Source organism: Erythrobacter sp. S158, assembly GCF_057364915.1.
On sequence record NZ_CP200279.1, the window covers coordinates 3,107,402 to 3,118,719 of the forward strand.

16 protein-coding genes are annotated in these 11,318 nt (G+C 60.9%); all 16 read right to left on the reverse strand.

Features of this window, described 5'->3' with window-relative positions:
* Entirely contained in the window at positions 1-426 is a 426-nt protein-coding gene (locus AC0V6T_RS15240; protein WP_486128252.1) for an NlpC/P60 family protein, read from the reverse strand.
* Positions 413-1,228, reverse strand: a complete 816-nt coding sequence (locus AC0V6T_RS15245; RefSeq protein WP_486128254.1) for a DUF2163 domain-containing protein — start codon at positions 1,226-1,228, stop codon at positions 413-415. The genes AC0V6T_RS15240 and AC0V6T_RS15245 overlap by 14 nt, the downstream gene beginning before the upstream one ends.
* On the reverse strand, positions 1,228-3,549 hold the full coding sequence (locus tag AC0V6T_RS15250; protein ID WP_486128256.1) for a DUF2460 domain-containing protein: 2,322 nt from the start codon (positions 3,547-3,549) through the stop codon (positions 1,228-1,230). Before AC0V6T_RS15250 ends, AC0V6T_RS15245 begins: the two co-directional genes overlap by 1 nt.
* Before the next feature lie 16 nt (positions 3,550-3,565).
* Entirely contained in the window at positions 3,566-4,138 is a 573-nt protein-coding gene (locus AC0V6T_RS15255) for a tail tape measure protein (protein ID WP_486128258.1), read from the reverse strand.
* Positions 4,131-4,346, reverse strand: coding sequence for a phage tail assembly chaperone (locus tag AC0V6T_RS15260; RefSeq protein WP_007165552.1), 216 nt, complete (start codon positions 4,344-4,346; stop codon positions 4,131-4,133). The genes AC0V6T_RS15255 and AC0V6T_RS15260 overlap by 8 nt, the downstream gene beginning before the upstream one ends.
* Complete coding sequence (locus AC0V6T_RS15265; protein WP_486128260.1) at positions 4,343-4,651, reverse strand: gene transfer agent family protein; 309 nt, start codon at positions 4,649-4,651, stop codon at positions 4,343-4,345. Before AC0V6T_RS15265 ends, AC0V6T_RS15260 begins: the two co-directional genes overlap by 4 nt.
* A gap of 2 nt (positions 4,652-4,653) precedes the next feature.
* Complete coding sequence (locus AC0V6T_RS15270) at positions 4,654-5,061, reverse strand: phage major tail protein, TP901-1 family (RefSeq protein WP_486128262.1); 408 nt, start codon at positions 5,059-5,061, stop codon at positions 4,654-4,656.
* A 22-nt stretch (positions 5,062-5,083) separates the two neighbouring features.
* Entirely contained in the window at positions 5,084-5,476 is a 393-nt protein-coding gene (locus AC0V6T_RS15275) for a DUF3168 domain-containing protein (protein WP_486128264.1), read from the reverse strand.
* 4 nt (positions 5,477-5,480) lie between these two features.
* Positions 5,481-5,645, reverse strand: a complete 165-nt coding sequence (locus tag AC0V6T_RS15280; protein ID WP_486128266.1) for a hypothetical protein — start codon at positions 5,643-5,645, stop codon at positions 5,481-5,483.
* Positions 5,642-6,199 (reverse strand): head-tail connector protein, encoded by a 558-nt coding sequence (locus AC0V6T_RS15285; RefSeq protein WP_486128268.1) that lies wholly within the window; start codon positions 6,197-6,199, stop codon positions 5,642-5,644. Before AC0V6T_RS15285 ends, AC0V6T_RS15280 begins: the two co-directional genes overlap by 4 nt.
* 181 nt (positions 6,200-6,380) lie before the next feature.
* A complete protein-coding gene (locus AC0V6T_RS15290; RefSeq protein ID WP_486128270.1) occupies positions 6,381-7,535 on the reverse strand; it encodes a phage major capsid protein in 1,155 nt (384 codons plus the stop codon).
* Positions 7,536-7,611: 76 nt separating this feature from the next.
* The gene (locus AC0V6T_RS15295) at positions 7,612-8,031 is read right to left on the reverse strand and encodes an HK97 family phage prohead protease (RefSeq protein WP_486128272.1); all 420 of its coding nucleotides are present in this window, start codon (positions 8,029-8,031) and stop codon (positions 7,612-7,614) included.
* The gene (locus tag AC0V6T_RS15300) at positions 8,031-8,336 is read right to left on the reverse strand and encodes a DUF6127 family protein (RefSeq protein WP_486128274.1); all 306 of its coding nucleotides are present in this window, start codon (positions 8,334-8,336) and stop codon (positions 8,031-8,033) included. The genes AC0V6T_RS15295 and AC0V6T_RS15300 overlap by 1 nt, the downstream gene beginning before the upstream one ends.
* Positions 8,333-9,490, reverse strand: coding sequence for a phage portal protein (locus AC0V6T_RS15305; RefSeq protein ID WP_486128276.1), 1,158 nt, complete (start codon positions 9,488-9,490; stop codon positions 8,333-8,335). The genes AC0V6T_RS15300 and AC0V6T_RS15305 overlap by 4 nt, the downstream gene beginning before the upstream one ends.
* 26 nt (positions 9,491-9,516) lie before the next feature.
* Positions 9,517-10,842, reverse strand: a complete 1,326-nt coding sequence (locus AC0V6T_RS15310) for a DNA-packaging protein (RefSeq protein WP_486128278.1) — start codon at positions 10,840-10,842, stop codon at positions 9,517-9,519.
* On the reverse strand, positions 10,839-11,312 hold the full coding sequence (locus tag AC0V6T_RS15315) for a hypothetical protein (protein WP_486128280.1): 474 nt from the start codon (positions 11,310-11,312) through the stop codon (positions 10,839-10,841). Before AC0V6T_RS15315 ends, AC0V6T_RS15310 begins: the two co-directional genes overlap by 4 nt.
* Positions 11,313-11,318: the final 6 nt, after the last annotated feature.

Consider the following 11,318-nt stretch of genomic DNA (forward strand, 5'->3'; position numbering starts at 1 on the left):
TCATGATGGAAAGCGCCAGCGCGCAACTATGGTAAGCGTCGGATCGCGCCGCTCGCGAACGACACGTCTGATCCCGGCATGCGCGTGAATAATCTCGGAGGACGCTTCGATAATCTGAATGTGCTGCTGACCAGGTCCTGCCTGTACAAGCAACACGTCGCCGCGCCTGTCGCAGCCTGTCGCCTCTTCCAGACCATACTGGCCGGCGGCCGCGAACCATCGCGAAGGAGCGCTGTTGCGCAATCTGTACCCTGATGGCGCAGGTGCTGATATTCCGATTCTGCGCAGGCTTTCATGAAGCAGACCGATGCAATCGAGGCCTGTTTTGACATCCCGGCCATACAGCCGAAAAGGCGTTCCGATCAGCCCAGCGGCGGCTTGGGCAAGCGCGTCGCCGCGCGACACCTCGGCGTTATCCGCTGCCATTTCCGTACCGGGCTAAAAGATCATTTCCAGGAAGGAATGGCTCACCGCGAAAGTTGATCGAGTTGCCGAAGCGCGAAGTGCAAGTCGCGAGCAGGTGATCGCAGCCCTGCAATAGCTCAGCCTGCACGCCTGCTTCGATCTGCGCGCTGATTGGCCGGTCTAGTGTGAGCCAGTCCTCCTCGCCGCCTAGAACGCCAAAAACTGAGCCGGTCTGTGGGCCAGCAAGAAAGCGAACCTGCCCTTCGATGTGATCCGCGGCCAGAACGTCAGCGACCTGGATGCGGTTGCGTTCATGATCGACCGCCGCGACGGTGCGTCTCGAGGTAAAGCGCGGGGCGGAGAGCCCACAACCAGGCCCGCAAAACTGGGCTCGGCAAGTGGGGCTTGTTCGCGGCACGAGGTCGCGTTCGAGGATATGCTTCGCTGACTTCAACTCGCCCGAAAACGCGCGACCGTCATCCTCGATGGAGCCAAGAATTCCGGCATAGATCGTATGATGATCGAGCGTTTCCCAATCCACTATTCCAACTTCGATCGTCGCGTCATCAAAGAGGCCGTTGGCGAGATCATCTTCTCGGATTGAAGAATGGCTGAGCGCACCTTCGACACCTGCACTGTCTTCCGACAGGTCGGAAGTCATACGAATAGCGGCTGGAACCATGCCGGGCGCTGCGCGGTGCGTTATTCCGTCGATTAGGAGATCGCGATTGTGACTGGTGAAGCCGTACGTCACTCCATCGCGGCGAAAGATTCGCCAGAAGGTGGCAGCCGTTTCGAGCTCGCTGGAGAAAAACCGCCGCATCAGATTTCTTCGCGAAGCTCGATCAGCGGCACGCTTGGCGCTTCTCCAGCTTCGAAGTTCACAGCCGAAATGTCGATGCGATCCTCGGCAAATCGAACTGGGACGTCGAACAGAAAACCCGCCCGGATTTCATCGCCTTCAACCGGCGCGGTGGCAAAAGTCAGAAGGCCTTTCTCACCGAGCGTCCAGTCATTGTTAGGGCTTCCGCCTACGCTAACCATCAGGCTTTCAAGGCGTGGTCGTGTGATCGGACGGATTTGTGGATCGGCGCCCGAACCGTATGATTTGACGAGCTGGAAATCCGCAGTGAATCCATCGCCAACCCCAATGAGCTGGTCGAACATGGACGGCGTACCGGTCATGGCATTTGTGCTGTTGTCAAAGGGGTCGCTTATGCGAAATCCTCGCGCCGCCCCACGCCTGGCGCGGAAGAAGGCCACCAGTTGCGAGAGCTCGCTTTCCGACCGGATCCCCGGCCCCACATCGAAATGCACGCGTGCATCGGACCAAAGCGAATTGCGGCGCTCATGACCTGACGCAGTAACTGACACCGAAGTTGCAAACTCTGGAGCGACAGCGGTGCTCCGCCCGAGGGGGAAGGGGTAAAGCGTGTCGTCAAATGCATCCATGGCATCCTCCAGAATTGTTGGCAAGCGGGTGTAGCCATCGCGGTTGATCTGAGGCTGCGCCCAAACATATCGGCGCATGATCGAGCGCCGTGCGGCTTCGTCGATGCCCGCATCAATGCGGGTCCAGAATGTCTTGGCGTCCTCTGGCAGCAAAACGAAACCAGCGAGGTAATCCTGCTCTTCAAGCGGATACTTCAATCGCTCGTCCACAAAGGCGTAGGCATTGCGGCGCAAGGCGTCTGCCCCGCCAGTCAGCCAATCGTAGTCTTCAAGTTGCAGACGATCGAAGGCGGGGTGCGCCCATCCGGACGGAAGGTTTGCCCTATAAAGCTCGGGCATGTTAGGATCGAGGATAGTTGGCGTGAATGCGAGAAGTAGAACCTCCGCATCACCGGTCGCCGCGCCGCGAATGTCCGAGGTGAGCGAGGCAGTCGATTGGGCGAGCAGCTCTCCAGCAGCTTCCAACAGCGCGATCTGCGCTGCATCGAGTGGTAACCGCATATCGGCGATGTCAGGTGGCGAACCACCGAAGACAGTTCGCGCTGCATCGTCATATAGGCAGATCTGCGCGTCGCTTGTCGTCCACCACCATGGCTCCCCAATCTGCATTCGAACAGGCTGAGACGATTGTTCGAGCAGACTGACAAACCGAAGAGCACCGGCGCTGAGCCAGGCCATGGCATCGGAGTTGGCTGGAGACAGAAGCGTTGAAGGCGGTATCCATCCTGTCAATGCTGGTGCACCGCTTGATGTTCTTTGCTTCCATTCCTCCGGGCAGTAAGCATCGAACAGTTCATAAGAGATCGATGCAATCGTCTCCAAATCCTGATCGGCTGCCAGTTTGAAGAAGTTCGCGTGCCATTCCGCCGCCGGGGTACACAATTTGCCGATTGGGCTCGCCAGGAGGTCCGAGCCTTGCCGTTCAAGCCGCATGAAGTGGCTCATTCCGACGTAGTGAACGATGTCCTCGCGATAACCCAGACCGATGACCCCGCGCAGCAGGCGAGCGGGTGTCTGGTCGTATCCATCGTCATAAGCCGTTGCCATGCGCTCGCCGTGTATGGGCAAGCGCACGTCACCGATTTCCAGCATCGAGTTGAGGCCATCAGCGTTGATTCGCGAGATCGTCACCCGGCCATTGAATCGCTCCGACAAAGGAGCGTTGCTGCCAGCGACATATCCAGGCGCGACCATCGAGATGAACATCCGGTCGATATCGGCAGCGTTGATCGGCACGCCGGGTAGAGTGAAGCCTGACTGGATGTCCGAGAATGGCAACTCGATCTCGGCATCGGTTGGCGTCCCGGATGCATAGTTCCACAAGCGAATAAACCAGGTTTGCGGATTGCCCGCTTCATCTCGGCCGTCGATTGTCAGGGTCGGCCCGTTGACCGCGTCGAGCGGGATCACGCCTTGCGACTTCCAGCGAAAGCTTAGCGTCGTGTGCGAGTAATCCAGGCTGGTTTCATAGGCGAGAAGCGGATGGTCGAGCCGGTCCACACTGTCCCAGATAAGCCCGACAAGCTCGCCCTCGTTATGAAGTTCGAGATCGACCTGCATGCTGTCGGCACTGGTGGTGATAACCGAAGCCATCGCGGGCCGCGGAAAATTGACCGTCCAGAAGCGTGGATCAAAGCGCTGGATAAAGCTCGATTGCTGTCCCCTGCGTCCGTCTGCGAGGTAAAATGCCACGGGCCTTTCTCCTCTCTCAGCGGTCGCGCAAAGCGCGGCGAACTGCGCTTGCGACCTGGCGTGACGAGCGTCTCATCGCGGTGGGCGCTGCCGTTCCGCGCGGTGTTGCGAGTTGAATAGAGACCTGCACATTTTGGCCCGGCGCAGACGGTCCAGCATTCGGCGCGATGCTGCCGGCGCTGGTGGGCACGAAAAGTTCAGGACCATTCTCACCAACGACATAGCCGCGTCCGGGTGAAACCGGGCCGCCGGTTGCACGTCCCGGCAATCCAAGCAAAGCTCCAAGCGATCCGCTGAGAAGTTTGCCCGCCCCGCTTTTCGAGCTTGAGAAAAGAGATCCGATCCCGGCGCTGATCGCGTGCGCGGCGATGGAGTCCATAGCGCGAAAAGCGACACGTTTGAGATCATCAAAGCCGAGCGCCCCGCGGCGCAAGGCCGAGGTGAGGCCGCGTTCGAGGACAGATCCTGCGCGCCCGAACCCATCGACCAGAGACGTGTCGAGCGCGCCCCGCATCGATTGCAGGTCTGACGTGAAGCCGTCGGTGGTCGCTCGCACGTCGATCACGAGTTCATCGAAGTTGTCATCCATTTTGATCGCGCTCCATCAATTGGGAGATCAGGTCGCGGCTGGGCGCTGCAGCGCCTAGCGAGTGGGTTTCGGGGTCGCGCAGGGCTGCGATGAGCTCGGCTGGCGTTGCGCTCCAGAACTCGGCTGGACGCCAATTGAGCAGGCGCGAGGCGAGGCTGCACCACGGCGGCCAGCAATCTGCGAAAGCTGCCTCACGATCCTCACTCACGTTTTGCCTTGCAGCACTTGAGCGAGGATTGCGCGCACCGGCTTGGTGGCTTCAACCAGGCCGCCGTTGACCACTGCCTCGCCGAATGCTTCGCGCTTCGGCCGCGTGTCTTCGGAGGCGCAGTGCCACAGGAGTGCTGCGATCTCTGAGATCGTGAGCGAGCCTTCCGAGGCCCGTTCGACAAGAGCGAAGAGCGACCCGATTTCGCCCTCTGCCGCGACAAGACTTTCGAAAGTCGGGCGCAGCACGAGCTCCTGCCCGTCGAACGAAAAGCTGGTCTCGCCTCTGTGCGGATTGGCAGCCATTTTCAGGCTGCCACCACTGGGCCAGAGCTTTCGAGCTGGAGCGTGTAGTTGCGCTCCCCGTTGAAGTCGCCCGAGTAATCGAGGCGCTGAACGAGAAAACGCCCGCGTAGCTTTTCCCCGTCCTCGAAAGACAATTCATAATCGTCGATTGTCCCGGCAAGGGCATGCGAGCGGACAGTGCCTTCTTCCGTGCTGCCGAGGAAGATACCCGCAGCGCTCACTGAAACCGATCGGGTTCCGGCCCCTGAAAGAAGGTCTCGCCAACCGCCCGATTGCTTGTGTGTGACCGCAACCGGGTCGCCATTTATGGTCATCTGCGTGGTCCTGAGACCCGCAACAGTCTGGTACGCGACAGGGGAGCCCTGGTCTGAAATCTTGAGAAGGAAAGCGGAGCCGTTTTGCGCAGGCATAGAGAATTCTCCGTGGGTAATATCAGGATTGCGGGGCGAAGATCCGGAAGCGGAATTCGAGCAACGTGCCGCGAAGGTTGTTCGCGCGCTCTTCGCTGCGAGATCTGATGAAGCGAATTGAGGCTACCTCGAACCCGGCTTGAAATGGTGGGAGGTCGAGCACGCGCTGTTCGATCGCGGCAACAAGCAGGCCATCAGCGTCAGCCTCATCAGCGCGGCTTTCGAGCTCAAGCGCAATTCGAACCTCGCGCCCCGGTCGATCCTTGGTTCCCCAGTCGATCGAAGCGCTTGCTGCAATGCCCAGCCACGGCGCGCTTGCGGTGATGGGCGCCTCTTCCTCGATCGCGTTGATTTGAGTGAGTGCCGGGTCGGCGCGTAGCCAGTCGCTCAGCTCGCGGCGCAGGAAGTTTTCCATGGTGTCACTCCATTCCCAGGTCAGGCCAAAGTGATGCGGGCGAATGCCAATCCGCGCGCGACTGACGTGTGCGCACAGGCAGCCTCTGCGCGCGCTTGTCGCCAAGACGCTGAGCGGCCGTTTGCAGGCGACGGGTAAGGCTGTCGATGTCGGCAAAGGTCTTGATCATGCGATCCGCACGCCGCGCCACGGGCGCCAAAGCGCGCTTACGCTCGCGGGCGGAATTGAGAAACTTTTGCTCTCTCCTACCCTGTCGCGCTCGCGATACTCGAACGCGCAAAGCCGGATGATGCCTTGCTTGAGCGGGCCAGGAATGTCGTTCCATGTCCCGGCGATCCCGGTGCGGACCCGGACAGCGATCGCCTGGCCTTCGACGTCGTGAAGCAGTTGGAAGCAAGCGGTGCCGTTCTGCTGCAACTCGAATGTGAAGTTTTCAGCTTCCAGCGACACGCGCGAACCATCCTGCGCAACGATTTCTACCGTTGCGAGTGAGGCAATCGGCCGTGCGCTGAGCTGGGTGGAGCCACGGCGCACTGGCAGGCGCTCTTCAACCAGCTGCGACAAAGGGGACCGCCCGGTGAATGCCTCGCAGGTCGAGAGTGCTGAGCGCAACAGGCTTAGCAGTCGGTTGTCTTCATTCGGCCTCGTGATCCCGAGCCAGTCTTTGAGGTCATCCAGAGCAGCCCCGCTGAGATCGGCTGGTTCGACTATTGTTCGCCGCATCGCGGTCTCCCACAAACAGAGTTTCGTATGTAAAAAGTGCACCCGCGCCGCTCGCGCTCGAGACGGGAGGACGCCGTCGGGGCGGCGCGGGTGCGAGATGCCGGCAGGGGAGAAAGGGGGGGCTCGACCTTGCCGGGAACTGGCGAACCGCGCGATCACGCAGTCCGCCAGCTATCTGCGACTAGGCCTCGATCTTGAGCAGCTTGATCGCATTCGAATCGAGCACCCGTCCGCCCACGCGCTTGGTTGCGTAGAAATGGACGAAGGGCTTGTTCGAGAACGGATCGCGAAGCACGCGGGTCGCGCTGTGTTCGGCGATCAGGTAGCCGTGGCGGAAGTTGCCGAAAGCGATCGGGAACTCGCCGGATGCAACATCGGGCATGTCCTCTGCCTCGACCACGGGATAGCCGAGCAGGCGATCGGGCTGACCTTCGACCAGACCCGGCTGCCACAGAAACGCGCCATCCGCTGTCTTGAGCTTGCGAACCGATGCGAGCGTGGTCGAATTCATCACGAAGCTCGCGCCCTGACGGTGGCCGGCCTTGAGCGAATGGATGAGATCGATGAGCTTTGCATCGGGCGCTGCATCGAAACCGCTGGCATTGCCCGACCCGATATACTGCACGCTGCCAAACGCACGCACGCCGTCTTCAGCGGTGCTTGTCGCAGTGTTGAGGAACCCTTCGGGCTGGTTGGTTCCGGACCCATTGACGAATGCGGAGCCTTCGGCGCGGGCGAACTCGATCGCGATCTCGTTTGCAAGCCAGCTTTCAAGGTCGAATGCGACATCGTCGAGCATGCTCTGGCTCGCAGCCGGGTTAGCGTAGAGATCGCCGGAAGGCGGTGCGATTTCGGCAAAGTTAGGCGTGTCTGTTTCGGGGCGTGCAGCGGTCTCGCTAACCCAGCCCGATGCGGTGCCGCCGGTCGACACCAGCTTGCGATAGCCGGACGTGCCGGTCTGCACGACCTGTGCGATCGAACGGATCGGGCTGATTTCGGTAAGCTCGCGCGCGATGACAGCGTCGATATCGCGCGGGACTGCGAAGCCGCCATCTGAGGGCGATGCTCCATTGATCGACTTCACTTCGGTTTCGCGGCCACGACGCAGATAGCCATCGACGAAGCCCTTGACCTCCTCAGTCTTGGCGGCAGCGCCGCCGATCACGGGGCGAGAAGCTGCGCGCGAGACTTTGTCGAGCCGGGCTTTCACCTCATCGACATCGCCGCGCAGGGCCTTGATATCGGCCTCGGCCTGATCCTGACGCGCGACGATATCGAAGCTCTGCTCCAAGGTGTCGGCGGGCGTGTCAGCGGGAGATTGGGGCAGTGTATCCATAGGGTAATGGGCCTTTCAGTTGGGCATAAAAAAGGCCGCCCCAATGGCGGCCCGGCTTGGAACTTCTCTGATTGTCTCAGGCGACGAAGTGCACCCGCGCACCGTGTTGAAGCGGATGAGTGACGAGGCTGACTTCGAAGAGGTCGATCGACAGCAGCTCCCGGCCAGCTGAGGTGTGGCGAGCTTCGCGAGCCCGATATCCAAAACTCAAGCCGCTCACCTGCCGCGCTGCCAGCATCGATGCAGCGCGGCTTTGGAGGCGTTCAATTCTGGCAATCACCTTCAGACCACGCAGGTCCTCTTCGATGCGCTCGATTTCGCCGATCTGCTGGTCGGCGCGGTGTTGCCACAAGAGGGGAAGGGGTTTGCTCGCTTGTCGAAGGCTCCTTGCAAATGCGCCGCGCCGAATTGTATCGCGATCAGCGTCAGGGATGTCGAACAGTCCTGCATAGCCTGCAAATCGCAACGGAGCGTGGGGGACGACGGCTTGTGTCATCAGCCGGCCTCCCAGACACCAAGACGCACGGAAATCCCGATCAGCAATACGGCGAAGACCGCGCGGACGGCCCAGTCGATGAAGGCCTTCCAGGCGCTCGCCTTTGCGTCGCGCCATGCGCCGAGCAATTCGCGCAGCTCATCGAGGTCACCCTCTGCGCCCGCGTCTGCGAGGCCAAGCCTGTCGAGCACCCGCTTTGCCGCAAGTTCGCTTGTCTCTTCGACAATTGCCCGCAGCGTGACGACATCGGCGCCTTGTTCGTTCGCCTGGACCATCAGGCTGGCCAGTGTTTCTTCCTGCCTCATGCGCTCTCTCCATCATTTGAAAAGCCGAGCAGTTCGCGCTTTTCGCTTCGCGTGAGGAAGTCGGCGTCCGAGACTTGTTTCCAAAGCCGCTCGCGGTCCTCGGAAAGTGCGGTGATCCGGTCGAGGTCCACTTCGATCCGCGCCCCTTCGAACCACGGGGCAAGACCCTGCTGGAGTGAGGAGAAAAGCTTGCTGGCAAGCGGCAGAAGCGTGAGGCGCCATAAGGCGCGGTTGGCCTCCCGATAATTGGAATAGGTGTTATCGCCCGGCAGCCCCAACAACATGGGCGGCACGCCGAAAGCGAGGGCAATCTCGCGCGATGCTGCACTTTTGAGGGTCGCAAAATCCATGTCGGCTGGGGTCATCGCCATCGATTGCCATTTGAGGCCGCCATCAAGCAGCATCGGGCGTCCGGCATTGCCCGCCCCCGAGAAAGCCAGCTCAAGTTCGTGTTTAAGCCGCTCGAACTGCTCGCTCGTCAAGCCGGCGCCGTCGCCGGTTTCGTAAACCAGCGCTCCAGACGGGCGCGCGGCATTTTCCAGTAGCGAGCGGTTCCAGTTCGAGGCTGCGTTGTGGATGGCGATAGCCTGCTGCGCGGCTGCCAGAGCGCTCGCGCCATTGTGGTCGTCGAGCGGATGCATGGTCTTGACCTGGACGATGTTGGGCCATCCATCCTCGTCCTCGACCGGGATCCTCAAACGCTCGCCCGGCACCGAGTACTCGAACGCACATGGCCAACCGTCATTGCCCGGCACAATCGTCACCCTGTCCGGGCGCAGCGCAAAGAGCTCGGTCGGCTTGCCGCTTGCATCTTTCATGATCTGCACGAACCCGTTGCCATGCAGGAGCACGTGCGAGGCCAGCGTTTCGATCAGCGATTGGCCAGCGCTGGTCGAAGTCAGGAGCGATGCGATCTCGGGGTCGCTCACAGACAGGGGGGCCTGCCCCACACCTTCGGCCACAATCCGCACGGCACGCTGGGCAATCGGATTGGCAAGAAATCCCTCGCGCACATCGGTTTCGTAGCGAAAGGGACGCAGGCCGCAATTGTCGGAATAGGCGGGCATCCAGTTTTGCAGCACACCCGATGACAAGGGGGCAGGGTTATTCGCTCCGCCCTTGAAGGCAGAGAGCATTTGGTCGAGCAACGCCATGACGTTTTCCTTCGTGTGTGGTGCGCTCAGAGCGAGCGAACGCTGGGACTGGCCGCGCGGCCAAGCATCAATTCGGAAAGAGCCCAGACGAGCGCGTCGAGCCGATCGGGCGAACGCCCCGGCCCTGCATATTCACCGCCGATAAGCATGCCGCACATCTGATCTTCGAGCTGCGGGAAATTGCCCGCGTGTCGGACCCGGTCCGAGGCGTAAAGCGCAGCCACCGGTTCAGCGCGGGCGACTTTGCCGCGGCTTGCATGGACGAGCTTCACAGGCAGACCGGCATCGGCTGCGCGCAAAACGCTTTCGACCATTTCGCCGCCCTGGTTGGCCTCCGCAATAATACGATCGCTTCTCCAATGGTGCGCTGCTTCGGCAACGGCTCTGGCCCATTGCTCGGGCTGAGCTCTTGCAACGGAGCAATCGGCTAGCACCCACGCTTTCTTGTCTTCGCCCAAGGCCGCCACAACGATCCCGCATTCGTCTCCAGTCGACGAGCTTGGCGGATCGACGCCTATGACGATGCGTCGGAAACCGGGTGGGCCAGCCTCTTCTTTGCTTTGTTCAAGAAGCGAACGGCTCCACAAGGCCCCTTCTATGTCTTCAATCAACTCGCCTCCGATTTCCTGCCGCCCCAGCTGCGAGCCAGCGAACTCGTCCGCGATCGCTTCGAGAAAGCGAGCCGGAAGATTGGCCGAATTGTCGTAAGTCGAACCGCGCGTCACTGCGGTGGCCTGACTGGTTTCCTGCTTGAGCAAGCGTTGGACGAGCGGGACGGCTCTTGGGGTTGTGGTGACCGCGATGCGCGGATCGTCACCGAGGCGTAGCCCCATCAGCAGATTGTCCCACGCCCGCGTTGCCCGGCTATGCGAAATCGGCCACTTGCCTACCTCATCGCACCACGCGTGGCTGAATTGCGGTCCGCGCAGGGATTCCGGTTCGCCAGCAGAATAAAGATGCGCCTCGGCCCCATTGGGAAAGCGAACGCGGCGCAGGGATGGCTCGAACTCGGGGCGCCGGTCTGGCGGTGAACAGGCGAGCAGACCGCTTTCCCCTTCGACCATGACCGCTCGCGCTTCGGCCAGCGAAGACGAGACTAGCGCAATGCGCGCTTCGCTATGGCTTTCGGCTATGCTCCTGACCCATTCAGCGCCTGCTCTGGTCTTTCCGAAGCCGCGCCCAGCCATGATGAGCCAGACGCGCCATTCTCCATCGGGCGGCAATTGAGCTGACCGTGCGATCATGTTCCAATGGTAATCGAACTCGTTGCGTTCTTCCTGATCGAGCGCTGCTGCTAATTGCCTGGCGACCTTGTTGTCCTGTCTTGCGATCCAGTCGAGCTCGCTGGTCACTTATCGTCACCTTTGCGTTCTTTCTCCTTCATCACCTGCTCGCGGATGGCCAGCACTTTACGGTCAATCGAGGCGCGAACCTGAGCGGCGCTGACATTGCGCTGCGAGGCCTGTGCTCTGGCAGCGTTGTCGCGGTGAGCGGCAAGCAGACGGATCGCGTTTGCAAAGTCGTACTTGTCGCTGTCCCTGGTCTGCTGATCGCCTTCGCGCAGGCGCCGGAGAACCTCCATCTCGAGGTGGAGATATCCCTCGTACAGCGCGTCCAGCCACTGGCGGGCAAATTCGGGTTCCCCCCGGCGAACCTTGTAGGCCCGGCTTACGCTGATGCCTGCGTTTCGGGCCGAAAGGCTGACATTCGAGCTTTCTGCAAGGTAATCGAGGAAAACCCCCCTCCAGTGACGGTTCAGGCCAGACTTCTCTCCGTGTTTGAGCTGAGATTTGATTTTGGTGCGTTTACGGATCGAAGCCATGAGCAG